Annotated in this window: 23 protein-coding genes; 14 read left to right on the top strand and 9 right to left on the bottom strand. The window is 50.2% G+C overall.

Going from position 1 to position 26,983, the window contains the following annotated elements; all coding sequences use genetic code 11:
- Nucleotides 1-229 precede the first annotated feature (229 nt).
- The 5 genes from ilvA to ilvC form a co-directional block, all read right to left on the bottom strand.
- Nucleotides 230-1,840, bottom strand: a complete 1,611-nt coding sequence (ilvA, locus tag COW15_RS07520) for a threonine ammonia-lyase, biosynthetic (RefSeq protein ID WP_293631414.1) — start codon at nucleotides 1,838-1,840, stop codon at nucleotides 230-232.
- Between the two features lies 1 nt (nucleotide 1,841).
- Nucleotides 1,842-3,701 carry a dihydroxy-acid dehydratase gene (gene ilvD / locus COW15_RS07515; RefSeq protein ID WP_293631412.1) on the bottom strand — a complete coding sequence of 620 codons (1,860 nt, stop codon included), beginning with the start codon at nucleotides 3,699-3,701 and terminating at the stop codon, nucleotides 1,842-1,844.
- A 58-nt stretch (nucleotides 3,702-3,759) separates the two neighbouring features.
- Nucleotides 3,760-4,017, bottom strand: a complete 258-nt coding sequence (gene ilvM / locus COW15_RS07510; protein ID WP_007651625.1) for an acetolactate synthase 2 small subunit — start codon at nucleotides 4,015-4,017, stop codon at nucleotides 3,760-3,762.
- Nucleotides 4,014-5,687 (bottom strand): acetolactate synthase 2 catalytic subunit, encoded by a 1,674-nt coding sequence (gene ilvG / locus COW15_RS07505; RefSeq protein ID WP_293631407.1) that lies wholly within the window; start codon nucleotides 5,685-5,687, stop codon nucleotides 4,014-4,016. Before ilvG ends, ilvM begins: the two co-directional genes overlap by 4 nt.
- 610 nt (nucleotides 5,688-6,297) lie before the next feature.
- The gene (ilvC, locus tag COW15_RS07500; protein ID WP_293631405.1) at nucleotides 6,298-7,770 is read right to left on the bottom strand and encodes a ketol-acid reductoisomerase; all 1,473 of its coding nucleotides are present in this window, start codon (nucleotides 7,768-7,770) and stop codon (nucleotides 6,298-6,300) included.
- A 258-nt stretch (nucleotides 7,771-8,028) separates the two neighbouring features.
- Here ilvC and ilvY point away from each other — a divergent pair, with 258 nt between their 5' ends.
- On the top strand, nucleotides 8,029-8,901 hold the full coding sequence (ilvY, locus tag COW15_RS07495; protein ID WP_293631403.1) for an HTH-type transcriptional activator IlvY: 873 nt from the start codon (nucleotides 8,029-8,031) through the stop codon (nucleotides 8,899-8,901).
- Here the strand turns inward: ilvY and COW15_RS07490 are convergent.
- From COW15_RS07490 to COW15_RS07475, 4 genes are all read right to left on the bottom strand, one after another.
- Nucleotides 8,898-10,214: a hemolysin family protein gene (locus COW15_RS07490; RefSeq protein WP_293631401.1), complete on the bottom strand. Its 1,317-nt coding sequence runs from the start codon at nucleotides 10,212-10,214 to the stop codon at nucleotides 8,898-8,900. The two genes, ilvY and COW15_RS07490, sit on opposite strands and share 4 nt — an antisense overlap.
- 309 nt (nucleotides 10,215-10,523) lie before the next feature.
- Complete coding sequence (locus tag COW15_RS07485; RefSeq protein WP_293631399.1) at nucleotides 10,524-10,937, bottom strand: YkgJ family cysteine cluster protein; 414 nt, start codon at nucleotides 10,935-10,937, stop codon at nucleotides 10,524-10,526.
- A gap of 91 nt (nucleotides 10,938-11,028) precedes the next feature.
- Nucleotides 11,029-12,855: a GGDEF domain-containing protein gene (locus COW15_RS07480; RefSeq protein WP_293631397.1), complete on the bottom strand. Its 1,827-nt coding sequence runs from the start codon at nucleotides 12,853-12,855 to the stop codon at nucleotides 11,029-11,031.
- 16 nt (nucleotides 12,856-12,871) lie between these two features.
- Nucleotides 12,872-13,894: an ABC transporter substrate-binding protein gene (locus COW15_RS07475; protein ID WP_363700012.1), complete on the bottom strand. Its 1,023-nt coding sequence runs from the start codon at nucleotides 13,892-13,894 to the stop codon at nucleotides 12,872-12,874.
- A 273-nt stretch (nucleotides 13,895-14,167) separates the two neighbouring features.
- Here COW15_RS07475 and recG point away from each other — a divergent pair, with 273 nt between their 5' ends.
- The 13 genes from recG (at nucleotide 14,168) to COW15_RS07410 (ending at nucleotide 26,982) form a co-directional block, all read left to right on the top strand.
- On the top strand, nucleotides 14,168-16,243 hold the full coding sequence (recG, locus tag COW15_RS07470; RefSeq protein ID WP_293631393.1) for an ATP-dependent DNA helicase RecG: 2,076 nt from the start codon (nucleotides 14,168-14,170) through the stop codon (nucleotides 16,241-16,243).
- Nucleotides 16,244-16,432: 189 nt separating this feature from the next.
- Nucleotides 16,433-17,335, top strand: coding sequence for a DUF3014 domain-containing protein (locus COW15_RS07465; RefSeq protein WP_293631391.1), 903 nt, complete (start codon nucleotides 16,433-16,435; stop codon nucleotides 17,333-17,335).
- 539 nt (nucleotides 17,336-17,874) lie between these two features.
- A complete protein-coding gene (locus COW15_RS07460) occupies nucleotides 17,875-18,624 on the top strand; it encodes a beta-ketoacyl synthase chain length factor (protein ID WP_293631390.1) in 750 nt (249 codons plus the stop codon).
- A complete protein-coding gene (locus COW15_RS07455) occupies nucleotides 18,617-19,477 on the top strand; it encodes a lysophospholipid acyltransferase family protein (RefSeq protein ID WP_293631389.1) in 861 nt (286 codons plus the stop codon). Before COW15_RS07460 ends, COW15_RS07455 begins: the two co-directional genes overlap by 8 nt.
- Entirely contained in the window at nucleotides 19,461-19,715 is a 255-nt protein-coding gene (locus tag COW15_RS07450) for a phosphopantetheine-binding protein (protein ID WP_293631388.1), read from the top strand. Before COW15_RS07455 ends, COW15_RS07450 begins: the two co-directional genes overlap by 17 nt.
- A gap of 9 nt (nucleotides 19,716-19,724) precedes the next feature.
- Nucleotides 19,725-19,973 carry an acyl carrier protein gene (locus COW15_RS07445; RefSeq protein WP_293631386.1) on the top strand — a complete coding sequence of 83 codons (249 nt, stop codon included), beginning with the start codon at nucleotides 19,725-19,727 and terminating at the stop codon, nucleotides 19,971-19,973.
- Nucleotides 19,973-20,521, top strand: coding sequence for a hypothetical protein (locus tag COW15_RS07440; RefSeq protein WP_293631384.1), 549 nt, complete (start codon nucleotides 19,973-19,975; stop codon nucleotides 20,519-20,521). Before COW15_RS07445 ends, COW15_RS07440 begins: the two co-directional genes overlap by 1 nt.
- Nucleotides 20,518-21,882: an AMP-binding protein gene (locus COW15_RS07435; protein WP_293631382.1), complete on the top strand. Its 1,365-nt coding sequence runs from the start codon at nucleotides 20,518-20,520 to the stop codon at nucleotides 21,880-21,882. Before COW15_RS07440 ends, COW15_RS07435 begins: the two co-directional genes overlap by 4 nt.
- Nucleotides 21,875-22,279, top strand: coding sequence for a thioester dehydrase (locus COW15_RS07430; protein WP_293631380.1), 405 nt, complete (start codon nucleotides 21,875-21,877; stop codon nucleotides 22,277-22,279). Before COW15_RS07435 ends, COW15_RS07430 begins: the two co-directional genes overlap by 8 nt.
- Nucleotides 22,273-24,132, top strand: a complete 1,860-nt coding sequence (locus COW15_RS07425; RefSeq protein WP_293631378.1) for a glycosyltransferase family 2 protein — start codon at nucleotides 22,273-22,275, stop codon at nucleotides 24,130-24,132. Before COW15_RS07430 ends, COW15_RS07425 begins: the two co-directional genes overlap by 7 nt.
- Complete coding sequence (locus COW15_RS07420; RefSeq protein WP_293631377.1) at nucleotides 24,129-25,694, top strand: aromatic amino acid ammonia-lyase; 1,566 nt, start codon at nucleotides 24,129-24,131, stop codon at nucleotides 25,692-25,694. The genes COW15_RS07425 and COW15_RS07420 overlap by 4 nt, the downstream gene beginning before the upstream one ends.
- On the top strand, nucleotides 25,691-26,122 hold the full coding sequence (locus COW15_RS07415) for an acyl-CoA thioesterase (RefSeq protein ID WP_293631376.1): 432 nt from the start codon (nucleotides 25,691-25,693) through the stop codon (nucleotides 26,120-26,122). Before COW15_RS07420 ends, COW15_RS07415 begins: the two co-directional genes overlap by 4 nt.
- Entirely contained in the window at nucleotides 26,122-26,982 is an 861-nt protein-coding gene (locus tag COW15_RS07410; protein ID WP_293631374.1) for an outer membrane lipoprotein carrier protein LolA, read from the top strand. The genes COW15_RS07415 and COW15_RS07410 overlap by 1 nt, the downstream gene beginning before the upstream one ends.
- Nucleotide 26,983: the final 1 nt, after the last annotated feature.

Genomic DNA, 26,983 nt, shown 5'->3' with positions numbered 1-26,983 from the left:
GATATTAATTCGTATTCGTTAGCCATTCTGTTTTAAAAACCAGCGAGTTAATCGTTAGCGGGTTAAGTCAGCCACTTAACGTGACACGCTAATCGGCGGCTAGAGTATTAAGTCTACAAAACTACCACAAAAAGGGGCGCCTGTGCGCCCCTCCTTTAGCCTAACTTTGACTTAACTTGAGCCTAAAATGTCATTGTGCCGAGTGCAGCTATGTTCTTCATCACTAATGCTATAAGACTTTGTTGCCGTTTCCCGCATTTAAAAACAGCTGATAGGCAGGACTTTGGGTTTCCTCTTGATAGACAAAACCCAAGTCAGTTAAAAACTGTTGGAACGGCAAGGCATCCGCCGCGGGCACTTCAAATCCCGCCAGCACTCTGCCAAAGGCCGCGCCGTGGTTGCGATAATGGAATAAACTGATATTCCATTTGCTCTGCAAGGTAGTTAAAAACTTCAGCAGCGCGCCGGGATGTTCGGGGAACTCAAAGCTAAATAAACGCTCCTCTAAGGGCTCGGGTGGATGCCCGCCGACCATGTAGCGCACATGTAATTTGGCGGTTTCATCGCCGGATAAATCCTGAACTTCGAAGCCATTGGCCTCTAAGGTGGCAATGATTTGTTCTAGCTCACCTTGGCCTCGGCTTAAGCGAATGCCAGCAAACACCACGGCCAGATCGCGACTACTGAAACGATAGTTGAACTCCGTCATCACCCGTTTATCGAGTAACTCACAGAATTTTAAGAAACTTCCCGGACGTTCAGGGACTTTCACCGCTAATACAGCTTCTTTTTGCTCGCCGAGTTCGCAGCGCTCAGACACATAACGCAGACTGTGAAAATTCACATTGGCGCCACTCAAAATCGCCGCGACTTTCTCACCTCTACCGCTGTCGCCACTGGCATTGGCGCTGACATATTTTTTAAGCCCAGCTAAGGACAAAGCCCCAGCGGGTTCGGCTATCGCACGGGTGTCCTCGAAGATATCCTTCACCGCAGCGCAGATTTCATCCGAAGTGACAGTCACGACTTCATCGACATACAGTTTGGCGACTCGAAACGGTTCAGTGCCGATACGCTTTACTGCCACACCGTCGGCAAATAAACCGACTTGCGCCAGTGTCACCGGCTCGCCCGCTTCCATCGCCGCCTTTAAACAGGCGGCATCTTCTGGCTCGACGCCGACAATTTTCACCTGCGGCATCACCGCCTTGTAATAGGCTGCGATACCCGCGATTAAACCGCCGCCGCCCACGGGCACAAATACCACTTCGAGATCGCGCTGCTGCTGCAACATCTCTTGGGCGATAGTGCCTTGGCCTGCGATCACAGCTTCATCATCGAAGGGCGCGATATAGACTCGGCCCTCTTCTTTAGCCATCGCCATCGCAAAACCATTGGCTTGATCGAAGGCTTGGCCGTGCAATACCACGTTGCCACCTAAACGGCGCACCGCATCGATTTTAATGTCGGGCGTCGTCTCAGGCATCACAATCACAGCATCCACACCGCGACTCGCCGCCGACATCGCCACACCCTGAGCATGATTGCCCGCCGAAGCACACACCACGCCGCGCTGACATTCTTCTTTCGTCAACTGGGCAATACGGTTATAGGCACCGCGTAACTTGAAGGAATGCACTGGCTGCATATCTTCGCGCTTCAAAAATACCTGACAACCTAAACGCGCCGATAACTTGTTCATGCTTGAAAGCGGCGTCACTTTCGCTATGTCATACACAGATGACAACAGGATTTTTTGCAGATAGCTTTGTGCCAACTGAAAATGGGCTAAATCCGCCTGAGCTTGCGATGCTGTAGACATAGAGGCAAGTGGCAACATATTAGCCCTCCAGTTTACTGCGATCGCGCACCGCGCCCTTATCGGCACTGGTGGCGAGCATGGCGTAGGCCTTAAGCGCGAGTGATACATAACGCTCTCGACCTATGGGCTTCCACGCCATTGGACCACGCGCTAACATGGCCTCGCGGCGAGCGGCCAATTCGGCATCAGTTAACGCCAGCTTGATACTGCGCTTGGGGATATCAATCTCGATGCGATCGCCATTTTCAATCAAGGCAATAGTGCCACCCGCCGCTGCTTCGGGTGATACGTGGCCAATAGATAAACCTGAAGTACCACCGGAGAAACGACCGTCGGTGATCAGCGCACAGGCCTTGCCTAAACCGCGTGATTTTAAGTAACTGGTTGGATACAACATTTCTTGCATACCCGGGCCACCTTTCGGGCCTTCGTAACGGATAACCACCACATCACCTGCCACCACTTCGCCGCCTAAAATGCCCGCCACGGCGTCATCTTGGCTTTCATAGACGCGCGCCGAGCCAACGAAAGTCAGATTCGATTCATCCACGCCCGCCGTTTTAACGATACAGCCATTCTCGGCCACGTTGCCCGATAATACGGCAAGCCCGCCCTCTTGGCTGAAGGCAAACTCGCGGCTACGGATACAGCCTTCTCGTCTGTCATCATCGAGCGAAGTCCAGCGACAATCTTGGCTAAAGGCTTTAGTGGTCGGAATGCCCGCAGGCCCCGCCATAAAGAAGTGTTTTACTGTTTCATCTTGGGTCTGCATCACATCGTATTTCGCCAGCACCGACTTTAAATTGCCGCCTTCATCGGCAGCCACATGAAACACATCGGTATGCAGTAATCCGGCTCTGTCGAGTTCGCCTAAAATCCCCATCACGCCGCCCGCACGGTGCACATCTTCCATATGATATTTAGGCGTCGAGGGTGCGACCTTACAAAGGTGCGGCACCAGGCGCGACATACGGTCGATATCCGCCATGGTAAAATCAACATCGGCCTCCTGCGCGGCGGCCAATAAATGCAATACGGTATTAGATGAACCGCCCATGGCGATATCTAAGGTCATGGCATTTTCGAAGGCTTTGAAGCTGGCGATATTACGTGGCAATGCCGATGCATCATCTTGATGATAATAACGCTTTGCCAGCGCCATCACCCGCCGACCCGCCTCTAAAAATAGCTCACGGCGATCCGCGTGGGTGGCCAGCATAGAGCCGTTACCCGGCAGCGATAACCCTAGGGCTTCGGTTAAACAGTTCATTGAGTTCGCGGTAAACATACCCGAGCAAGATCCACAGGTTGGGCACGCGCTACGCTCAATTTTGGCACTGTCTTCATCGCTCACGTTCGAGTCGGCGCCCGCCACCATAGCATCGACTAAGTCGAGCTTGATGAGCTTATCCGACAGCTTAGTTTTACCCGCTTCCATCGGTCCACCAGACACAAACACGACGGGGATATTGAGGCGCAGCGCCGCCATCAACATGCCGGGGGTGATCTTGTCGCAGTTGGAAATACAGACTAAGGCATCGGCGCAGTGGGCGTTAACCATGTATTCCACACTGTCGGCGATAAGCTCACGCGATGGCAGACTGTAAAGCATGCCGCCGTGGCCCATGGCGATACCATCATCGACGGCGATCGTATTGAATTCTTTGGCGATACCGCCCGCTTCTTCGATGGCGCTCGCCACCAGTGAGCCCATGTCTTTTAAGTGCACGTGACCCGGTACAAACTGAGTAAAGGAGTTAGCAATGGCGATAATTGGCTTACCAAAATCATTGTCTTTCACCCCTGTGGCGCGCCATAACGCACGGGCACCCGCCATATTGCGGCCTTCGGTACTGGTAGCTGAACGTAACTTTGGCATTGACTGTATCCTTTATCTCAAATCGAAAAATCGTATTCTTAATTCTTATGGCGCAGGCTTACGCATTCGCCGTTTGTTGCAAGCTCAGTGGTAACAATACCTTACACTGAGTCACATCAATCAGTTTATTCAGCTGATTACTTAAGAGTTCGATGGCACGTTCGCTATCGACCTCCATATCCAGCGACAGGCTCGCATCGTCGTTCATGCGCATCTGCATTTGGGTAATCCTAAAGCCACGATGGCGAGTCACGCGCAGGACACGCTCAAGCACTTCGGGGCGTTGTTGAACCGTTAATTCCAGAGAGTGGATCATGTTTGTTTCTCCATTTCGTCCATCATATCGCTGTTTGATGCGCCGGGGGGCACCAGTGGCCAAACGTTAAAAGCATCGTCGATTGCAACGTGTAATAAATACGGGCCCTTAGCCGCTAACATTTCGGTTAAGGCTTCTTCCACTTCGTCGGAAGAGAAAATCGTGCGGCCGGGGATATCGAAGGCGGAGGCCAATTGCACAAAATCTGGGTTATCGGATAAATCCGTTTCGCTGTAGCGCTCTTCAAAAAATAGCTGCTGCCACTGCTTCACCATGCCGAGTTTTTGATTGTCGATAAGCACGATTTTCACTGGCAGCTTGCGGCGTTTGATGGTGGTCAGTTCCTGCACATTCATCATAAAAGACCCATCACCAGAGACAGTCACCACAGTGGCATCGGGGCGGGCCACTTGCGCGCCAATGGCGGCGGGCAAACCAAAGCCCATAGTGCCTAAGCCCGCGCTGGACAGATGATCCTCTGGGCGGCGGAACCACATATGCTGGGCGACCCACATTTGGTGCTGGCCTACATCACAACAAACAACATTGTCTTCGGGTAATTTATTGGCTAAACGGCGCAGCAGTGCGGGGGCGTAGATCAAACTGCCGGGGTGTTGATAATCCCATTGATGCTTACGGGATAAATGCTCCACCTCGGCCTGCCAAGGCGTGATGTTCATCGACATGGCTAAGGCGGGGAGGATTTGGCGTAAGTCACCGGCGATTGCCACCTCTGGCATACGCAGTTTGCCCAGTTCGGCGGCGTCTATGTCTAAATGGATCACTTTGGCCTTGTCGGCAAAGCTCGCTAAACGGCCAGTGACTCGGTCGTCGAAACGAGCACCCACCACGATCAACAAATCGCAATCCTGTACCGCTAAGTTGGCAGCCTTGCCGCCATGCATGCCTAACATGCCTAAGTAACCGGGCGTGCCGTGGGCGATACTGCCCAGTCCTTTCAAGGTCGCGACCGAAGGTATACCCGTTACTTTAATAAACTCACGCAGTTGATCGACCGCGCCCGCCATGCCGACACCACCGCCGACATACAACATAGGTTGTTTCGCTTCAGCCAACAGCGCACGGGCGGCGTCGATATCATTCATCTCGGCTTGGGGTTCGTTCATGACGGCCAGCAAAGGTGTGCGATATTCGAGGTGAGCGAGTTGAATGTCCTTCGGGATATCGACCAGCACAGGGCCAGGGCGACCGGATGCGGCGATTTCGAAAGCTTGATACAAGGTTGGGATCAGGTCGTTGACGTCTGTCACCATAAAACTGTGCTTAGTGCAGCTCAGTGACATGCCCAACACGTCGATTTCTTGAAAGGCGTCGGTGCCGATAACGGCGGTAGAGACTTGGCCTGTGATGGCCACCATAGGCACAGAATCTAACAGCGCGTCGGCAAGGGAGGTGATCAGGTTAGTCGCGCCAGGGCCTGAGGTCGCAAAGCACACGCCAGTTTTACCGCTGGCTCTTGCGTATCCTACTGCGGCAAAGGCGGCGCCTTGTTCGTGACGACTGAGCAGATGTTCGACGGGGCTGCCATAGAGGGCATCGTAGATTGGCATAATGGCACCACCTGGGTAACCAAACACTGTGGTGACGCCATGTGCTGCTAACACTTTGATTACCGCGTCTGCGCCTCTGATCATCTGCCCTGGTTCCATATTCTTTCTCGCTACGTTAGTCCTGAATTGCCGAAAATCGACTATTTTTACTCTTTCGAAACTGGTCTAAAAAACTTAGGTTTTAAAACTTAGCCCCTGAAACGAAGAACCCCCCGGTCCTTTCGGAGCGGGGGGTTCTTTCGAAACTTTTAACCTTTTAGGTCTATCAGTTCGCCATGCGCCGCCCCCGCTGTGATTTAATAATCACGACGGTAATAATCACGAGAATGAGCTTGGCAGCTTGGTTAAACATCAATATGGATCCCTAATCGGTGTTTTCTGAAATATGAGTATCGCTTAAATAATAAGTCGCAGGGCTCTGCCCGTTGCGAGCTATTAGCTTTACCATAAAGCGACAGCCAAACACAATAAAAAATATCTTTTGTCAAAAAAAATTCAGCTTCCCTGCCGAGACAATGCAAAACAACAAGGTAAAACGTTAACTGTTGAGCCTCAGTCGGCGCGATTCACCTACTGAACCATAGACTCACTAACTGTGTCGTTTTTGCCCGCTCGACAACCCACGAAGCAGGTAAAATTTTCAACAATGCCAAGCACCTGATCCTAGTGTCTTGGCATTTTATATCAGCCTTTATTTGGTCAATTTAACTCAAACAATACTTTTCATTTCAGTCATATAACCGCGAAGTTCGGCACCAATATATTCCACATCTGTGTGGCGAATCGCATCATTGACGGCAATGAGTTTCAGGTTATCGACGCTGTTGGAACTATCCTTAAGACCCGCACCTAAATACTCAGGTGACATGGCATTAACGTAATCGCGCAGCAGTGGCACGGCGGCGTGATTGAACAGGTAGCAACCGTATTCGGCCGTGTCTGAAATCACCACGTTCATTTCGTACAAACGCTTACGGGCAATAGTGTTGGCGATAAGTGGTGTTTCATGCAGTGACTCGTAATAAGCCGACTCTTCCACTATACCCGCAGACACCATAGTATCGAACGCCAGTTCCACACCCGCTTTGATCATAGCGACAAGGAAAATACCTTTGTCGAAATAGGTTTGTTCGTCGATATGCTCGCTCGATACGGGGGCATTTTCGAAACCTGTTTCGCCAGTTTCGGCTCTCCAACGCAGCAGGTTCGCATCGTCGTTCGCCCAATCTTGCATCATAGTGCGAGAGAATTCGCCGCTGATGATGTCATCCATGTGCTTTTCAAATAATGGCTGGAGGATTTCTTTTAAATCTTCTGCAATTTCAAATGCTTTAATCTTGGCTGGATTAGACAAACGGTCCATCATGTTAGTGATGCCGCCGTGTTTCAGCGCTTCAGTGACCGTTTCCCAACCTTGCTGGATAAGCTTGGCCGCGTAGCCTGGCTCAACGCCATCGGCGATCATTTTCTCATAACCTAAGATGGCACCCGTCTGCAACATACCGCACAGAATGGTCTGCTCGCCCATCAGATCCGACTTCACCTCGGCGATGAAAGACGACAGTAGAACACCGGCTCTGTCACCACCCGTGGCGCTGGCGTAGGCTTTAGCAATCTCTAAGCCGTCACCGTTTGGATCGTTTTCTGGGTGAACCGCGATAAGGGTAGGTACACCAAAACCACGTTTGTATTCTTCACGCACTTCAGTGCCTGGGCACTTAGGGGCAACCATCACCACAGTGATATCGGGACGAACTTGCATTCCCTCTTCAACAATGTTGAAGCCGTGGGAGTAGGACAAGGTAGCACCTTGTTTCATCAGTGGCATAACCGCGTTAACCACGTTGGAATGCTGCTTGTCCGGCGTCAGGTTAAGCACCAGATCCGCCGTAGGGATTAATTCTTCAAAGGTACCGACACAAAAACCGTTGTCGGTCGCTTTCTGCCATGAGGCACGTTTCTGTTCAATCGCCTCAGGACGCAGGGCAAAGGAGATATTCAGACCCGAATCACGCATGTTCAAGCCTTGGTTAAGGCCTTGGGCACCACAACCTAAAATAACAATATTCCAATCTTTGATGTAGTGACAGCCGTCGGCAAATTCAGAGCGATCCATAAAACGACATTGGCCAAGCTGTGCTAATTGTTGACGTAAATTCAGAGAGTTAAAATAGTTAGCCATCTGATATACCACCTATAAGTCAGAAATTTTGGACGCAACCAAACTAACATAATGTTACGACTTGGTTGTGATTGAAATCACTATAACCCATGCTTATCATTGCTTAAAATGATATATTCGAAACCTCATATTGCGTTTTTAGCAACGTCAATTGCAATCATGATCAGTAACACTGGCAGTAATATCGGCACCAATATGCAGCACCGAATCACGCCGTCACTCAAGCTAGGCTTAAGTTCAAACTAAACAGGATAAGCTATGGATATTCGTACCCTCAAATTGTACCTGCACTTATGTGACAGTTTGCACTTCGCCAAAACGGCGGAGCAGATGCATGTGAGCCCATCGACCCTAAGCCGAGCACTGCAAAGATTAGAAGAGGAAGTGAACGCGAAATTGCTCGAGCGGGACAATCGCAGCGTGACCTTAACCCATGCTGGGCGTGAGTTTAAGCTGTTCGCCGAGCAGACCTTGAACCATTGGAGCACACTCAAGCACAGTATCGATCTTAAACAGGACGTGCTGCGCGGTCGGTTAAATCTGTATTGCTCGGTCACCGCCGCCTACAGTCATTTACCGGGTTTGTTGGATCGATTCCGCCAAGAGCATCCCTTCGTCGAAATAGCCTTAACCACAGGAGATGCGGCGAACGCGCTGGCCGAAGTGCAGCAGAATCGCGCCGATATCGCCATCGCCGCCCTACCCGATCCGTTTCCGAGCAGCTTACACTTTGCCAAAATCGACGATGTGCCGCTGTCGATTATTGCGCCGACTATCCGCTGCGCGGTGCAGCAGCAAATTAGCCAAACGCCCATCGATTGGTCGAGCGTGCCCTTTATCATTCCCGATCATGGCCCCGGACGGCGCCGCGCCGATAACTGGTTTAAACAAATGGGCATCAGCCCTAATATCTATGCCCAAGTGTCGGGCCAAGAAGCGATCGCCTCTATGGTAGCGTTAGGCTGCGGCGTGAGCATCAGCCCAGAAGTGGTGATCAATAACAGCCCAGTGCGGGATCGCATCCAGTTACTCGCCTCTCCCGTTGCGATACCGCCCTTTGAACTCGGCTGCTGTTGCAAGGTGAAACGACTGGATGACCCCATACTGAGCGCTTTCTTAGAAGTGATTTAGGTATCTGGCGACATCAATTTATCGTTAGCATCGATACGAGTGACCAATAGCTGATCGACCTTGTACGAATCGATATCGACCACCTCAAACTTGTAGCCGGCATAGTTGACGAAATCGGTACGCTTGGGGATTTTACGCAGCATATACATCATAAAACCGGCGATGGTTTCATAGTTCTGATTGTGCGGGAATTCTTCGATGCCGAAGGCGCGCATCACGTCGGTAATAGGCGTCACCCCGTCGACTAGCCAAGAGTTGCTATCACGGGCGATGATCTGCTCTTCGCTCTCGTGCAGCGACCACGCGCCCATCACGGCGCGCTGTAAATCGTTGGTGGTCACAATCCCCACTACTAGGGCGTATTCATTCATCACCACGGCAAAGTCGGCGCGGCTATTTTTGAAGTATTCCATCGCCTCTGACAGGCTTAAGGTATCGGGAATGATCAGTGAGGTATGCACTAAGCTACTGTCTTTGAGCGTGATGTTCTCGCCATTGATCACGCGGATCAGCAGTTCTTTCGCATCCACAAACCCTTTGATCATATCCAACTGACCATCACAGACTAAAAATTTAGTGTGGGGATCTTCGGCGATCTTACGTTTAATATCTTCTTCACTGTCCTGCAGTAAAAAGTACACTAGACTCTCGCGGGCCGTCATGGCGGATGTGACTGAAACGGTTTGCATTTCAAACACATTTTCCATCATTTGTTGCTCACCCTTATCCAGTACCCCGGCTTCGGCTCCGGCGTTCATCACGGCATAAATATCGTCGGAGGTGATTTCGTCATTGCGGGCGGTCGGAATTTGCAACAGTTTAAAAATGCCACTCGCCATGCCATTAAAAAACCACACTAAAGGCCGCAGCAGCGTAATGCAGATGCTCATGGGGCCAACCACCGCTAGAGCGACAGGTTCAGGCATCGCCATGGCAATACGCTTTGGCATCAAATCGGCCACCAGAATAAAGGCGCTAGTGACCAACACAAATGACAATAAAAAGCTGACTTGGCTCAACCAAGGATCGCTTATCCAAGGGGTTAAGAATTGATAGAAATAGGGACGAAAAGCCGATTCACCCACAATACCGCCCATAATGGCGACGGCATTCAAGCCAATTTGAACCACAGTAAAAAAGCTCCCCGGATGGGCCTGCAAATGCAGCACTTTTTCTGCTCTAGTGTCCCCCTCATCGGCCAACTGACGTAGACGAATTTTTCGCGAGGCGGCTAGGGCAATTTCTGACATAGAGAAAAAACAACTCGCGCCGATCAAGCACAATATAATCATCACGTTATCAAAGAGACTCATGTAACACCTTTTGTTTAACACTGGACTAACTAGGACCAACCCGCGTTTTAGGGCTCGCGTGTCAGTTGAATTCAAGACGATAGTAAATATGTGTCTAGTATATCTGCTAATCGCTCAGTTATGCGTGACTCTGCTCTCGCCACCCGTCTGTCATGCCGATGAGCGTCCATCATTTAAGTGACATTTTGGTGTCGAAAAGGCTGAAAACTCACCCGTTAATTATTTTATCAGAATCTATAAATAGATAATTATAAAAGAATTACTACATCAGCGTTTACAGAGAACAAGCAAACCTGAGCACTCAACAGATCACACCCGCGGGCGATAGGGGCAAAAATTTGGCTTAGGGCCAATTTGAGGATGATTACGGCAAGTCTCGGGGCGTTGGTGGTAAATAGTGCAGCGGCGAGTGTTGCTATCCAAAAACAGGCAATCATCATTCGCCATACGTGCTAGGGTAAAAATAGCGGTTTTATGATTAAAATTATCGATTAAGCGGGCTTTTTGTAGGCGCTTAGCAATCGCTTTTAGATCGCCTTCGGCTTCAAACTCATCCACTAATGCCATACGCACTAGATCACTGGCAGTGACTTCGACGGGCAGGGTGCAGCAAGTGGCATGGCAAGTGTCACACAGACCTTTACGGTACTTTTGCCAGGTAGACAAATCATCGATATTAAAAATCGACACCACATTTGCCGCATTTTTACCACGTTTTGACACGCTCAAACCTAAAGATGGGAAATAAAGGGCGGCAATTATAGCAGGCAAAAATCAGAAATAAACCCGCTAACACCCGCTCAGTAAAAGCGACTTAGCCCCATGGGTTTATCTCGACCACCACAGTGTTACGCCCTTTGTCCTTCGCCTGGTAAAGACACATATCCGCCCGGCGAAGCACATCCGCCATTTTCAGCCCAGATTGGGTATCGAGCGCTAGATAAACCCCGCCAATGCTAGTGGTCACTTTGGCCATAGGCGAGCCGCTATGGGGAATATTTAACTCCGCAACTTGGTAACATAATTGGTTCGCAATCGCCCCTAATTGACCCGGCGTGACTCGCTCGAGCACTATGGCAAACTCTTCACCACCAATTCTTGCGAGTAAAGCCCCCTGCGGTAATATGCCGCTGTGCATTAACGCCTCGGCCACCCGCTTTAGCACTGAATCTCCCTCAAGATGGCCATAGGTATCGTTGTAACGCTTAAAATAATCGATATCCAGCATTAACAATCCGGCGGGCACTTTGCCCTGCAATACGGCTTCTAAGGTGTGGGTAAAGGGACGTCTATTGGTTAATCCCGTCAATTCATCCGTTTCGGCCATGACCTGCAACTGTGCATTCACTGAGACTAAGGCTTGCTGCAAGCCCAACATTTGCCGCTCTTTTTCTGCGCGTAACAATAATTCGTTTAATGCGGCGGCAAATTGCGTCAACATGATGTGCTTTTGCATGTTCCAATTTAACGGGCGAGTCACAGTCGATAACGACAATAATCCCAGCAAGTTACCCGCATTTTTAATCGCAAAAGCGGCAATGGCGCATATGCCCACCGAACGCATCACGCCATATTCCTTCGGTGAAAGCGACTTTAAAGAGCCAATATCTTCAATCACTAGGATCGATTCCGTTGCAAATTTTTGTGCCAGTAGGGTGACATTTTCAACGGAAATACCTTGGATCTGCTCGGCATTAGGCTCACTCGCCCACAGACTGCGATACTGTGCCTGCCCCTGAGTAAATTCGAGTATACTCACCCTCTGGACATCGAATAACACCCCAATTTTACGGCTGATCTCGGCCAAGCCTTCATCCAGCCTGAGCGTATCCATATTGAGAAATTGCAGTGAAATTTCAGCCAATAATTGGTTCGCCCGCGACTGCCAATTGAGTTCTTGAGTGCGCTCCTCGACCAGACGTTCCAGTTGGTGTTGCTGTTGTTGTAACGCCCTCTGCTGCCACTTATTCAGGGCTAAATCGTTACGGATCCTCTGGTACATGGCCTGCAGTGACTGGGCGACATGGCCGATTTCATCGGGGTTTGCCACAATCGCCTCGGGAACCGACAGCTTTTTAAGGGAATGAAGATTGATTTGGTTGGCAAAACCTTCTAATGCCGACAAACGGCTCGTAACCAGTAAACGTACGAGAGTGAGGATAAGATAAATCATCAGTAGGGTTTTAAGCCCATTGCCTAGGACGATAATGATCAACTGCTGCCATAACTCGTAGTACAGCTTATTCGTATCTAGACCCACGGTGAGAGTTCCAATCTGCTGCTCTTGATATTCAACCGCATAATGAAACAGCGTCTGACTCCCATCACTGCCACGGATAGGCCTCCCCAGTTGCATAGCAACTCCGTCAATACTCTCCAAATTCACGCTCGATACCATAGGCATCATACCTAAGCCCGATAGCAAATCGGAGAGTAAACTACGGTCAACATCCCAGAGTGATTTGGCAATACTAGGGAGAATAGACTCGGAATACTCCCGAATATCCGCCGTCGCATTGTCGATGCTGTCCTGATAATTCCATATCAGTTGCACCAGCATAGTTAACACCGCAAAAAATGAACTCACACCGATAATGGTGAGCGTCATTCGGTGACTAATGGAATGATTCTTATGTTTCATTGAGACCTATTAGGTATTATTGTGGCGGCAATTTATCCAAAATTTCAGCCTGAAAAATGGCGGGCCAATCCCTAGCGACTAGCATCTGATAAAAAGCCGAATCTGGCCTGAGCACATCGAATAACGCGACCCCTTCATAGGGAATATATTTTCGCGTCCGTTGATAGTGCTGCAACTGTACTAAGCCTAAGGCTCCCGCTAAAAAATGCCCACCACCGAGCACGCTTATCGCATGTTCACGGCGGAGATGTAAAATGTCAGGTGAAGTGTTAATCGTGCTGACGAATACCTCTTTACCCGACTGTAGCCCTTTTTCTTTCAATGCCTTAAGCACACCTATTGCCATACGATCACTGGCGGTCCAAATCACATTGAGATCGGGATAACGGCCAAGCAATGTCAACGCCTGACCATAGGCAATATCCTCACTCCATTGGCCATAGACCGTTTGCACCACAGTTGCATTAGCCTGCATAAAGAAATAATCATGGGCGCCTTGGGTGCGAAACACAGATGCTGGCGTCGATTTATCGCCCGAAATTAATAAAACCTTAGCCTCTTTATCCTTTAAATCGGCCAGCAAAGATTTAGCGGTTGCCGAACCAATCGCATAATTATCGGGAATAATGGCGGGTAATAGGTATTCCTGCCAGTGGGGATCCTGCAGCAAGATATCACGCTCACCAACGGAGATATCATTTAAAATTAACTGCACATAAATGGGATACGGATAAAGCATTTGTAGCATTTTAAGTGCCGATTGCTTTTCATTTACCAAGATAACGTAATGGGGAAGAGAGGGTGAATTGTCTAATAATTCAGCGAACTGGGTGATCATTTTGAAGTGATTACGATCGGAGTGAATAATATTGAGATTAATATCCAGCTTGGTCGATGCGACTAACATTAACTTATCGACATCGCCCCAAAAACTGTCCTCTGCGGCACCGGGATTAAAGAACACGACATCGAGTTTAGCCATCGCCGATACGCTAAAAAAAACACATATAGAGAGACAGCATAATGTCCATAAACGCATAGGCGAGATCTCCTCGACCGTGTTCCCCCAAACGTTATCCTTCATCCGAGATCACTTTATTATTATCGATTCACAACCCTGTTACCGCATCGTTGCCTAAATATCCCCAATAGCAACAGATAGTTCGATTAAACCACAAAATGATACAAAGTGAACTTTATGGGCAGAATATTTATGAAACGGGCCACCAAGCGTAAAGCCCACCCTAAGATTGCCTTACGCATATACTCTGTTAGTATATGTATAAATTAACAGTGATTGAGTGCTAACGACTTGCAGCAATTGGATCTTGTTCCGATCACCGACCTCAAAGGCGTCGCTAAACGGGTCGCAGAGAAACTCGCCAAGCTTGGTATCACGACAGTACAAGATCTGCTGTTTCACCTTCCCCTGCGCTACGAAGACAGAACCCAAATCTATCCGATTGCCGCCCTAAGCCTAGGCGGTTACGGCACGATAGAAGCCGAAATTCAATCGACACAAATCATCCAAGGCCGCAAACGCATGTTGGTCTGCAATGTGCGCGACGACACTGGCAGCTTAAGCCTGCGCTTCTTTAACTTTTCCGTCGCCCAGCGCAATGCCATGCAAAATGGTTTAATGATCCGCGCCTACGGTGAAGTGCGCCGTGGTAGCCATCAGGCCGAGATAGTGCATCCAGAATATAAAGTCGTCTATCCCGGTGAAGATGTTCACCTAAGCGATACCCTAACGCCAATTTACCCCACCACAGAGGGCTTAAAGCAGGCGAGCTGGATAAAGCTAACGGAACAAGCCTTAGTGTTACTGGAAGAGGGTGGTTTAACTGAGCTACTGCCACCGCAGTTGCAACCTAACAATATCAGCCTTAAACAAGCGCTGCAGACGTTGCATCGCCCTCCAGCGGGGATCTCTCAGTTCGATTTAGAGTTAGGCCAACACCCAGCCCAGCAGCGCCTCGTGCAGGAAGAATTACTCGCCCATAATCTCAGCATGTTACGCCTAAGGCAGCGCAGTAATTTAGACGCAGCTGTCACCATGCCCGTCACCGGACAGTTGCTTAATCCCTTCCTCGCCGCTTTGCCCTTTAAACCCACGGGAGCACAGCAAAGAGTCGTTGTCGATATAGGCAAAGATTTAGAAAAGCCCCATCCCATGATGCGCTTAGTGCAGGGGGATGTCGGCTCAGGTAAAACCTTAGTCGCTGCGATGGCCGCGCTGCAAGCGATTGAAAATGGCTATCAAGTGGCCATGATGGCACCGACCGAATTATTAGCCGAGCAACATGCGGCCAACTTTGCCGCCTGGTTTGAGCCACTCGGGCTAAGGGTGGGCTGGCTTGCGGGTAAACTCAAAGGCAAGGCCAGAACCCAATCCCTTGAGGATATTGAATCGGGCGCAGCCCAGATGGTGATTGGTACCCATGCCATCTTCCAGCAGCATGTAATCTTTAGCAAACTCGCGTTAATTATCATAGATGAGCAGCACAGATTCGGCGTGCACCAACGCTTAGGTCTGCGGGAAAAGGGTGTGAGCCAAGGTTTCCATCCGCATCAATTGATCATGACGGCAACGCCGATCCCGCGCACGCTGGCAATGACGGCCTATGCGGACCTCGACACATCCATTATCGATGAACTGCCGCCGGGACGGACCCCAGTGACCACAGTCGCCATTGCCGATTCACGCCGCAACGAAGTGCTCGAACGAGTACGCAATGCCGTTATCACAGATAAACGTCAGGCCTATTGGGTGTGTACCCTGATTGAAGAATCCGAAGTGCTCGAATGCCAAGCCGCCGAAGACACCGCCGAAGAACTGCGCCTCGCCCTGCCCGAACTGAGTATCGGCCTAGTGCACGGCCGGTTGAAGAGCGCCGAGAAACAACAAATCATGGCCGACTTTAAGGCTGGGGTGATTCATCTGCTGGTGGCAACAACTGTGATTGAGGTCGGCGTCGATGTGCCCAATGCCAGCCTGATGATCATTGAGAACCCTGAACGTTTAGGCTTAGCGCAGCTGCATCAACTGCGTGGACGAGTCGGCCGCGGCGCCATAGCGAGCCATTGTGTGTTACTCTATAAGGCGCCGCTGAGTCACACTGCCAGCCAACGGCTCAATGTGCTCAGACAAAGCAACGATGGCTTTGTGATTGCCCAAAAAGACTTAGAAATTCGCGGCCCGGGTGAAGTGCTCGGCACAAAACAAACTGGGCTGGCCGAACTGAAAATTGCCGACCTAGTGCGGGATCAAGCCCTCATTCCCCACATTCAAAAACTGGCGAACCATGTAATGTTGCAAGCTCCCGAGCGAGTCGATGCCATCATTCATCGCTGGCTAGGGCACAGACAACAGTATGTACAGGCTTAGGTAGCAAATGCACAAGACCGCCAGCCTCAATACTCAAAATAAATGCGATATGTTCAGCTAGGCGCTATAGACAAGCGCATGGAAACTTGCAAAATGAACCAACGGCCTTCAAATAAGTCCGTCCTTGCACTCTAATGTTAGCTGCATGTATTCACCACGTTACCTTGACGCCCAAGCGAAGGATATAAAATGCAAGTTAATCAAGACGATAGAATAACACCTCAAGAAACTTCTTCTAGTAGTAGCAATCGCTTCGCGCTTTTTGCGATAGTGCTCGTCGTACTCCTTTCCGCCGGTGGATATTATTACTATAGCGGTGGTTCAGACTCGCCTAAATTGATCCCTAACGCACCTATTGTGCTGCCCGAAGCGCCATCATCCGAACCTATGACGCTCGAAAGCACACCCGAGCCAGAAACCACACAGTCCCTACCCGATACACCTGAGACCCTAGCGGAAACGACCGATAGCCCGGCCACCGAGGCTGAACCTGCCGTCGTGGTTGAACCTATACCTACACTGGCGGAGAGCGATGAATTTGTTCACCAAAAAGCACTCGCCATCATCAATAACAATGTCGTGGGCTCATCATTAATTACTCAGGATCTCGCCCGTCAATTTGTGGTGTTCGTGGATAACTTGGCCCAGGGCGAATTGACCCGTAAGGTAAGCCCAATTAAGGGGCCTGAAAAGCTCTTCACAGTGTCGGAAATCACCAATAAGGTTTATTTAAATCCAGACAGTTACCATAGATATGATGCCTATGCGACTGTGATAGCCAACATGGACGAGCAGAGTTTACTGAACACCTATAAGCAACTGACGCCGTTACTCAACGAGGCCTTCACAGAACTTGGCTATAGCAATGCCAACTTCAACGACAGAATGCTGCAGGCGATTAAAATATTACTCGCAGCCCCCATTATTGAAGAACCCATCGAACTTAACTCTATTAGTGTTAACTACCAATTTGTTGACCCAAATTTAGAGGCCCTACCCAGCGCGCAAAAACTACTGATCCGCATGGGACCAGAAAATACCCGCAAAGTAAAAATTGCGCTGCGTAAACTCGAAAATCAACTAGCGCAGTAATTGCCCTAACGACTGTGGTTAAAAGGCGCCTAAGTGCGCCTTTTTGATTAATTTGACCCAGCCGAACTAAATCGTTTCGAATTGTAGGCCACTTTATAGGGTGAGCAGGGCATCGGTAAGCAGGCCCTCTGCGCCATGGTGAGCATCGCATAGCGATACGCTGCGAACGTGAGCCATGGAGGGCGAACTGGCTTTTGTGTATGGATACATTTGGCGCGGTGGAGCCCTCAGGAAGAGTTAATGGTGCCTGCATGGATACCCTGCGATGTAGCATCATTATGAGCAGTTATTTAGGCATACAACACTGAAAAGAGTGTTATTCAACTGTGATTCACGCGAGCTTGATTGCATTTTATTAACCCACATTAAGCAAATGGCTTCATAAAAATGGGGGGCTTGGTGTAGAATGGCGCCCACTAAAAGGCGGATTGAACGCGCTATATCCAACGCGTAAATAGCCAACGACCGCTCCATTCACCAAAGTGTTAACTTAGTTAGGGATAACTAAGACAGCTGCAAACTAGTGTCGAGGCAAAGTAGTGCAACTAACATTCAGCATTCTCTCCTGGGGCGCATGGACGCCTCAATATCCGCATAGTGATAGCTGGCAAAGTTGGTGCGAAGACTCGGCTGCCTCCAGTCTCGATACAACTCCGTCAGACACCATACTTTCAGAGAGTGCGGCCCCGGCACTCAAACAAGTGCCAGCCATGCAGCGTCGCCGCTTTAGCCGCTTGACTAAGATGATGCTAGAGGCGGGTTTTCAGTGCAATATGGCGCCAAACTGCCGCTCTATTTTTGCCTCGCGCCACGGCGAGTTGCCGCGCACTATTGGACTACTCGAAGACATTATCGCCAAACAGCCCTTATCGCCCTTAGGCTTTAGTCAGTCGGTGCACAACACCGCCAGCGGCATTTTCGGCATAGTAACGGCCAATACCGCGCCTTCAACCTCAGTGGCGGCGGGCACAGAAACCCTGTCCCAAGCTATGGTTGAAGCCTTCGCCCAGTTACATCAATCACCCGAGCCATTGCTATTGGTCTTCGGTGATGATCCTGTGCCACCTGTGTACGATGAGTTTACCCAAGAAACTGAATTGCCTTTGGCCCTAGGTCTACAGCTCGCGCCCTTCGATGTCCCCGCTGCAGCCAAGCTCACAATCAGCCGCATCTCTGAGACAACGACATTAAGCCCTCTGACCTATGGCGCATTTATCCACGCCCTGGCGACGGCGCAAAATATTTCTGGCTGCCTGTCCCAATGGCATTGGAGCCTAGAGCATGTCTAACCCGGCGCAGAGTCCGCAAAAGTGTTTTGGACTCAATGTGGCTTATGCGACGCCAGAACCTCGCCGCGAAGGGCTACATTATCTCCCCCGTTGGCTCGGCGGCGTAAGTTGTTATATCGCCTTTGGCTTAGGCGGTTTATTAAGTTCCTTGACCATTCTGCCGCTGCTACGCTTTTGGCCAGGCACACCCGAGGCGCGGATTATTCGAGTACAAAAGGCCGTGCATCTGATGTTCAAAGGCTTTGTCGCTATGCTTACTTGGGCGGGCGTGATTAAGGTCAGCCGCCACGGCGCGCAAAAATTACATGATGCTAAAGGTGTTATCGTTATTGCCAACCATCCCAGCTTAGTGGATGTGGTGGTGTTGATAAGCCTAATACCCAATGCGGGCTGCATAGTTAAACAGGGGCTGTGGCGTAATCCATTTTTGCGCGGTGTCGTGTCCTGCGCGGGTTATATCCCTAATCGCGGCGCCGAATTGATGCTAGAGGATTGCCGCCAAGTGCTCGCTCGGGGCACTAACTTGATTATTTTCCCCGAGGGGACTCGCACGGTTTTCGGTGCGACCATTAACGACTTTGCCCGTGGCGCAGCCAATATCGCCTTAAGGGCAGAAGCCGATATTTTACCTGTGGTTTTACGTACCAATGTGCGTGGTTTGACAAAGGAGCAGCCTTGGTATGAGATCCCAAGGCAAACCATGGGTATGGCCGTTGAAATCGGCGCAACAATTTCTCACCTAAAGTACCCAGCGGCTTTAGGTGAGCATGCAAAAATGGCCCGGCAACTCACGCGGGATCTTGAACATTATTATAAACAACAACTCGAAAATAATTATGAACTTAAACAATGAAATTAAACAGTTAATCATCGACTGCCTCGATCTTGAAGACGTCAGTATTGATGATATTGAGACAGATGCGCCGCTCTTTGGCGAAGGTCTTGGTTTAGATTCCATCGATGCCCTCGAACTCGGTTTAGCCATCAAGAAAAAGTTTGATGTCAAAATCGAAGCAAACTCTGATGCCACTAAGGCCCATTTTTACAGTGTCGCCAGTTTAGCGCGCTTTATTGAATCCCAGCGTCCATAGGAGAGGAATATGCAAAATCGTGAACAAATCCTCGCCATGCTGACCAGTATTTTAGTGGACGAATTCGAAATTGAGGCCGAGGCAATTACGCCTGAAGCCAACCTGTATGAAGAGCTCGATCTCGACAGTATTGATGCCGTCGATCTGGTAATTAAGCTGCAACAACTGACGGGCAAAAAGATCCAACCCGATGACTTTAAATCGGTGCGCACAGTCAAGGATGTAGTCAATGCCATCGAAGGGTTAGTTAAAGGCTAATGCGAGTCTTACTGCAGGCGTTAACCGCCCTCACAGTGCTGGCCTATCCGGTTGCCGTGTATTTAGGGCTGAATTATTTGCCCGCTGGCACCATAGCGCTCATGTTGTGTTTATTGCTGATAGTGCGGTTAATGTTACAAAAGCAAAGAGTTAAGACATTAGTTTTACCACTTTTAGTGGGGATTGCGCTCACGGCAGGCAGTTATCTTGCCAAGCGCAGCGACTGGCTGCTGTATTATCCTGTGGTGATAAATCTCACTATGCTGGCGCTGTTCAGTTATTCACTGCACAGTGGGCCTAGCATGATCGAGCGTTTAGCCCGCTTGAAAGAACCCGATTTACCGGATGAAGCCATTGGGTACCTTAAGAAAGTCACCCTACTCTGGTGCGGCTTATTTATCTTCAATGGCACTATGGCGGCTTATACCGCAGGCTTTACTAGCTTAGCAACCTGGACCTTGTATAACGGTTTGATTGCATACGTACTCATGGGACTGCTCCTCGGTGGGGAATGGTTATATCGCAGCTTTTGGTTGAAGAAAACATGACACAGCTACTCAAAAACTGGTTAACCCAAGGGCCCTTTGCCCAACAACTGATCAGCTTTAATCACCACGACATAGTCACAGGTGCATTATTTACCCATCAGGTGGCGCATTTTTATGAGCAACTGCAGGCCGCACCCGAGAAGAAATGGCTGCTCGCCAGTGATACCAGCGATCTGTTCGCCGTGGGTTTGTGTGCCGCACTATTAGCGGGCAAGGAAATTATCCTGCCTCCCAACACCCAAACCGGCACCTTGAGCGAGTTAACCCACCAGTTTGAAGGTATCTTGTCGGACAAGCCATTGTGTGAAAGTCAGGCTTTTGTGCTGCTAAAAAAAGAGCTGAGCCTACCGAGTAAACCTTGGCCCGTGAGTGCGGCTATCGGCGAGTTAGTGCTCTTTACCTCCGGTAGCAGCGGCGAACCTAAGGCGATCCGTAAAACACTCAGGCAATTAGATGTCGAAGTATCAGTGCTCGAACAGACTTTTGCAGAGCATTTGCCCCATTGCAGTGTGGTTTCAACGGTTTCTCACCAGCATATTTATGGCCTGTTATTCAAGATTTTGTGGCCGCTCGCCGCCAGTCGACCGTTTTTAAGCGAGCAAATTGAATACCCAGAAACCCTAAGTTATTACACTGCCTTGCTGCCAAACCTGTGTTTGATCAGTAGCCCTGCCCAATTGTCGCGCCTGCCTAAAGCGCTAGAACACGAGCGGCAACTGCGCTCACCGAGCCTAGTGTTTAGCTCTGGCGGGCCATTAAGTTTTGCCGCGGCCAAGGGCGTCAACCAGTGCTATGGTCACCTGCCCATCGAAATTTTTGGCAGCACAGAAACCGGTGGCATCGCCTATCGCCGTCAACATGAGGCCGATGAACCTTGGCAAGTGTTTGACCGCATCTCAATAGACCAAGATCCGAGCGACGGCGCCCTGCTGCTGAAATCGCCCTATTTGGCCGACGATGAATGGTTGCGCTGCGAAGATAGAATCGAACCAACCGAGAATGGCCAGTTTAGACTCAAGGGCCGACTCGATCGCATCGTTAAGATTGAGGAAAAACGCCTGTCGCTGGCGCAGATGGAAACGTTATTGTGCAGCCACAGCTACGTCGAACAAGCCGCACTTGTGGTACTGCCGCAGTTTAAATCCCAATTGGGCGCGGTCGTAACCCTCTCGGCACTGGGGCGTAGCGTGCACCAAGAACAGGGTAAACTCAGTATTAACAATGCCCTAAAAGCACATTTACTGACCCAATTTGAGCGCGTCACCCTGCCACGCCGCTGGCGTTATCCGGATATTTTGCCGCTGAACACTCAGGGTAAGCGTGTCACCGCCGAGTTAATTGAGTTATTTGACCATGATTAAATCGAGTCTACCGCCGATCCTGCATTCCAATATCGGCATTGATACAATTGAATTTCGCCTCCTTGTGGCGGCCGACCTTGAGTATTTTAAGGGGCATTTCCCCGAGCAAGCCGTGTTGCCAGGCGTGACCCAATTAGATTGGGCGGTGCGTTTAGGCTGCCAACATTTCGGTTATTCAGAGGCGGTCGCTAACTTAGAAGTGCTTAAGTTTCAGCAACTCATACTGCCGGGCCAAGAAGTCACCTTAAGCATTAGCAATAATGCCGCTAAGGCAAAACTCACCTTCGCCTATAGCGATGGTGACAAGCGTTACGCGTCTGGCCGTATCGCCTTTGATGCCTCGTCATGGGTCAATCAGTCTTCCGATGTCAACAATAACGGAGCGAGCCAGTGTTAACGCCACCCAGCGACCTCGTTGAGTCGGCGCCCATTAAGCTCGCCCTAGTGATCCCCAATTACAATCACAGCGCCGCGATTGCCCAGACCTTGGCCGAACTCGCCCAGTTTAATCTGCCCTGTTATTTGATTGATGATGGCAGCAATGATGAAACCCGTTATCTGCTGCAATCCTTAGCCCAAACCTATCCTTGGGTGACGCTGCTGCAACATCCTTACAATCGCGGTAAGGGCGCCGCCGTGATGACGGGGCTGCGCCGTGCCTACCGCGATGGCTTTAGCCATGCGCTGCAGGTCGATGCCGATGGCCAACACAATCTCGCCGATATTCCGGCTATGCTAGCAAGGGCGCAGGCTAAACCCGATGCGCTGATTTCAGGCAAACCTGAGTACGATGAATCCGTGCCTAAGGGCAGGCTTTATGGACGCTACTTGACCCATTTTTGGGTATGGGTCGAAACCTTAAGCTTTGATATTCAAGATTCTATGTGTGGCTTTCGCGTTTATCCGCTGGTCGCCACCGAACGATTACTCTGCCAGCAAGCCTTAACCGAGCGAATGGATTTTGATATCGAAATCCTAGTCAAACTCTACTGGCAAGGGGTGGAGATTTTATTCCAACCGACTAAGGTGATTTACCCCGAAGGCGGCGTCAGCCACTTTCAAGCTGTGGCCGATAATGTGCGCATCTCTAAGCTACACACACGACTGTTTTTCGGCATGCTCAAACGCCTGCCCTGGCTGCTGAAACGCAAACAATCGCAGCAACAAGCCTATATTTCAGAGACCTCATCGAAGCCGCAAACAACTGCGACCACCCATTGGTCGGGCATGAAGGAGCGCGGCAGTTACTGGGGCATCAAACTGCTCGCCGAGAGCTATCGCTTTGGCGGCCATTGGTTGTGCCGCGCCATTATGTATCCGGTGATTTGCTATTTTTTCCTCACAGGCAAAGTCACCCGTGAAGCCTCGTTAGATTTTCTGCGCCGCGTGCAAAAACTTGAGCCGCAACATCCTAAACTCAATCGGCCCGTGGGCTGGCGCGATAGCCTGAATCACTTTTTAGCCTTTGGCAATGCGGCGCTCGATAGAATCGATGCCTGGTGCGATCGCATCCAATTGAGCCAAGTGGATTTCCCCGATCGCCAAGTGCTGGCCGACCAGCTCGAAAGCGGCAAAGGCGCGGTGTTATTAGTGTCGCACCTTGGCAATTTAGAACTTTGCCGCGCCATTTCAATCCACCAGCGCAAAGTCAAAGTCAACGTCATGGTGTTAACGAGCCATGCGGAAAATTTTAATAAGGTACTCAAACAGTTAAACCCAGATAGCACGCTCAATCTTATTCAAGTGACCGAACTGAACCCTGCAACGTCTATGCTGTTGCAGCAAAAGATAGAAGACGGTGAATTAGTGGTGATCGCGGGCGATAGAACCTCATCCAATACCCAAGGCCGCGTCATGTACGCACCCTTTATGGGCCAAGATGCCGCGTTTCCCCAAGGGCCGTTTATTTTGGCGGGCTTACTCGATTGCCCCGTATTTTTAATGTTTTGCCTGCGGGAACAAGGGCGTTATCGGGTGCATTTAGAACGCTTCGCCGAAACACTGAAAGGCCCAAGGGCGGGCAGAATGGACAGATTACAGCAGGCGGTAAATCGCTACAGCGAACGTTTAGAATACTTTGCCAGACGCGAGCCTTTGCAATGGTTTAACTTTTTCGATTTTTGGCGCAAAGACAGCGAGCAACAACGCGCCCCATCGCAGTTAGTACAGCCTAATCCATTACCGACAACTTCAGCATCATCGCCGATCCCAGAGCAGGATCATAAGACAGACAGGACACAGCATTTATGAGCCACGCAGTTACTCAAACGACAACCACTGAGCCGCCAATCGAATTTGGCCGCCAGTTACTCACATTAGAGCAAGTCGTCGCCGTTGCTAAGGGTGCTAAAGTCAAACTCTGTGACGATGCGGATTATCAAGCATATATCCAAAAAGGTGCGCGCTTTATCGATAGCCTGCTGCATGAAGAAGGCGTGGTCTATGGCGTAACCACAGGTTATGGCGACTCTTGCACAGTCAATGTGAGTTTAGATCTGGTCCACGAATTACCGCTGCATTTAACCCGCTTCCACGGCTGCGGTTTAGGCGAGACCTTAAGCATAATGCAGGCCCGCGCTGTGATGGCTTGCCGTTTAAACTCCTTAGCCATTGGTAAATCTGGCGTGACCTATGAGCTATTAAAGCGCATCGAAACCTTGCTCAATCTCAACATAGTGCCAGTGATCCCAGAGGAAGGTTCGGTCGGCGCCAGCGGGGATTTAACGCCGTTGTCGTATTTGGCCGCAGTATTAGTCGGCGAGCGCGAAGTGATTTACCAAGGTGAGCGCCAAGCGACTCAAGATGTGTACGCAAAGCTCAACATCACCCCGCATGTCCTGCGCCCAAAAGAAGGCTTGGCCCTGATGAACGGCACCGCCGTAATGACGGCTTTAGCCTGTTTAGCCTTCGATCGCGCCCAATATCTTGCCCGCTTAAGTAGCCGTATTACCGCTATGGCTTCGTTAACCCTAAAAGGCAACTCGAACCATTTTGATGAAATCTTATTTGCCGCTAAACCGCATCCCGGACAAAACCAAATCGCGACTTGGATACGGGAAGACTTGAATCACCACGAACATCCACGTAATTCGGATCGCCTGCAGGACAGATATTCCATCCGCTGCGCGCCACACATTATCGGCGTATTGCAGGATGCGCTGCCGTTTATGCGTCAGTTTATCGAAACCGAAGTCAACAGCGCCAACGACAACCCAATTGTCGACGGCGAAGGCGAGCATATTCTCCACGGTGGCCATTTCTACGGCGGCCATATCGCCTTTGCGATGGATTCACTCAAGAATACTGTGGCCAACTTGGCCGATCTTATCGACCGCCAAATGGCGCTAGTGATGGACCCTAAGTTTAACAATGGCTTACCTGCCAACTTATCCGGCTCAACCGGCCCGCGCCGCGCGATTAATCATGGTTTTAAAGCGGTACAAATTGGCGTGTCGGCTTGGACGGCAGAAGCGCTCAAACACACTATGCCCGCCAGCGTGTTCTCTCGCTCGACCGAATGCCATAACCAAGACAAGGTGAGCATGGGCACTATCGCCGCCCGCGACTGTATGCGCGTGCTCCAATTGACCGAACAAGTCGCCGCAGCAGCCTTGCTCGCCATGACCCAAGGCATTGGCCTGCGTATCGCCCAAAATGAATTAGACGAAGCCTCGCTCACGCCATCGTTAGCAAAAACCCTCGCTCAAGTGCGCGCCGATTTTGAGACCTTAATCGAAGATAGGCCGCTCGAAGCCGTGCTGCGCCAAACCATAGCTAAAATCCAAGCGGGCGAATGGGAAGTGTGCCGATGAAATCATTGCTCACTATCGATATGGAAATGCAAATTCCCTTCCACGATGTGGATTCTATGGGGATCACTTGGCATGGCAATTACCTGCGTTATTTCGAAATAGCCCGCTGTAAACTGCTCGATGAACTGGGCTACAACTACCGCCAAATGCAAGCATCTAACTATGCCTGGCCGATTGTCGATGTGCAGATTAAGTACGTCAAAGCCAGCACCTTCGAGCAAAAAATCACAGTGCGCGCCGAGCTAGTCGAGTGGGAAAACCGCTTAAAAATCAATTATCAAATTCGCGATGTCGAAACCGGTGCGCGCATCACTAAGGGTTATACCATTCAAGCGGCGGTCGATATGAGCACCCAAGAATTGTGCTTTGTTACCCCTGATGTGTTCCGTGACAAAATCGCCACCCTGCTCGCTAAGGTTGAAGACTAATGAACGCCTTGCTGACGAAGAGCCCTGTACTGGCGAAGAATCCTGTGTTGAGAAAGTGTGCATTATTTCTCTGCTTAGCTTTTGCTTTAATAAGCCAGCCACTCAAGGCTGAAACCTTAAGTGACAAGCTTGCCGCGCCCGGCGTTTATCAAGCACTCTTTAGCCAAAGTGCGGATACCTCGCAGCTTGTGACCCTGAGCCAAAAACTTAACTTGGGCGAAACGGTGCGAGGTCAGTTTGTGCAATCCCGGCAATTAAAGGTGCTCAAAAAGCCGTTAATCAGCCAAGGCCAGTTTATCTTCGACAAAGAGCAAGGGCTGATCTGGCAACAGATAAAGCCCTTCGAATCCCTGCTGATTTTAAAGGATAAGCAACTGATCCAGCGCGATAGCCAAGGTCGAGTTCAGGTCAGTAAGGCCGATGCCTCGGCGAGCGCTGCCGCTATGGGGGATTTATTACCCAGCCTAGTGCGCGCTATGCTCGGCGGTGATATCTCCGGTTTAAGCGAAAACTTCGAGCTGCACTTCCTCAGCACAGACAAGTTAAACACAGACAAGTTAAACACAGACAAGTTAAACACAGACAAGTTAAACACAGAAAAGTTAAGCCCTGAGAACTTGAGTCCAGACAGCCAATGGCAATTGGGTCTAACGCCCAAAGATCCCTTAATGAAAAAAGCCATCGCCAATATGGTGTTAGAGGGGAGCGATGTGTTGCAATCCTTAGTGCTGCTGAGCGCAGCGTCGAGTGTGAGCCCACAGGATATGACCCGCATCGACTTTAGTGCGCTTTCCCAGGGCGCACTCAGCGAAACCGAATTGGCGCAGTATGCGTTGGCGAATGGGGCGAATAAACCTTAAC

This window comes from Shewanella sp. CG12_big_fil_rev_8_21_14_0_65_47_15 (assembly GCF_002783505.1).
Lineage (GTDB): Bacteria > Pseudomonadota > Gammaproteobacteria > Enterobacterales > Shewanellaceae > Shewanella.
Note: the sequence above shows the minus strand (reverse complement) of the source record. Positions and strands in the feature narration are given on the sequence as shown.

What these genes read in the sequence shown, in the direction of transcription:
- ilvA (WP_293631414.1), bottom strand. Translation starts at nt 1,840, where the DNA reads ATGTTGCCACTTGCCTCTATGTCTACAGCATCGCAAGCTCAGGCGGAT.
- ilvD (WP_293631412.1), bottom strand. Translation starts at nt 3,701, where the DNA reads ATGCCAAAGTTACGTTCAGCTACCAGTACCGAAGGCCGCAATATGGCG.
- ilvM (WP_007651625.1), bottom strand. Translation starts at nt 4,017, where the DNA reads ATGATCCACTCTCTGGAATTAACGGTTCAACAACGCCCCGAAGTGCTT.
- ilvG (WP_293631407.1), bottom strand. Translation starts at nt 5,687, where the DNA reads ATGGAACCAGGGCAGATGATCAGAGGCGCAGACGCGGTAATCAAAGTG.
- ilvC (WP_293631405.1), bottom strand. Translation starts at nt 7,770, where the DNA reads ATGGCTAACTATTTTAACTCTCTGAATTTACGTCAACAATTAGCACAG.
- ilvY (WP_293631403.1), top strand. Translation starts at nt 8,029, where the DNA reads ATGGATATTCGTACCCTCAAATTGTACCTGCACTTATGTGACAGTTTG.
- COW15_RS07490 (WP_293631401.1), bottom strand. Translation starts at nt 10,214, where the DNA reads ATGAGTCTCTTTGATAACGTGATGATTATATTGTGCTTGATCGGCGCG.
- COW15_RS07480 (WP_293631397.1), bottom strand. Translation starts at nt 12,855, where the DNA reads ATGAAACATAAGAATCATTCCATTAGTCACCGAATGACGCTCACCATT.
- COW15_RS07475 (WP_363700012.1), bottom strand. Translation starts at nt 13,894, where the DNA reads ATGCGTTTATGGACATTATGCTGTCTCTCTATATGTGTTTTTTTTAGC.
- COW15_RS07465 (WP_293631391.1), top strand. Translation starts at nt 16,433, where the DNA reads ATGCAAGTTAATCAAGACGATAGAATAACACCTCAAGAAACTTCTTCT.
- COW15_RS07455 (WP_293631389.1), top strand. Translation starts at nt 18,617, where the DNA reads ATGTCTAACCCGGCGCAGAGTCCGCAAAAGTGTTTTGGACTCAATGTG.
- COW15_RS07450 (WP_293631388.1), top strand. Translation starts at nt 19,461, where the DNA reads ATGAACTTAAACAATGAAATTAAACAGTTAATCATCGACTGCCTCGAT.
- COW15_RS07445 (WP_293631386.1), top strand. Translation starts at nt 19,725, where the DNA reads ATGCAAAATCGTGAACAAATCCTCGCCATGCTGACCAGTATTTTAGTG.
- COW15_RS07440 (WP_293631384.1), top strand. Translation starts at nt 19,973, where the DNA reads ATGCGAGTCTTACTGCAGGCGTTAACCGCCCTCACAGTGCTGGCCTAT.
- COW15_RS07435 (WP_293631382.1), top strand. Translation starts at nt 20,518, where the DNA reads ATGACACAGCTACTCAAAAACTGGTTAACCCAAGGGCCCTTTGCCCAA.
- COW15_RS07430 (WP_293631380.1), top strand. Translation starts at nt 21,875, where the DNA reads ATGATTAAATCGAGTCTACCGCCGATCCTGCATTCCAATATCGGCATT.
- COW15_RS07420 (WP_293631377.1), top strand. Translation starts at nt 24,129, where the DNA reads ATGAGCCACGCAGTTACTCAAACGACAACCACTGAGCCGCCAATCGAA.
- COW15_RS07415 (WP_293631376.1), top strand. Translation starts at nt 25,691, where the DNA reads ATGAAATCATTGCTCACTATCGATATGGAAATGCAAATTCCCTTCCAC.
- COW15_RS07410 (WP_293631374.1), top strand. Translation starts at nt 26,122, where the DNA reads ATGAACGCCTTGCTGACGAAGAGCCCTGTACTGGCGAAGAATCCTGTG.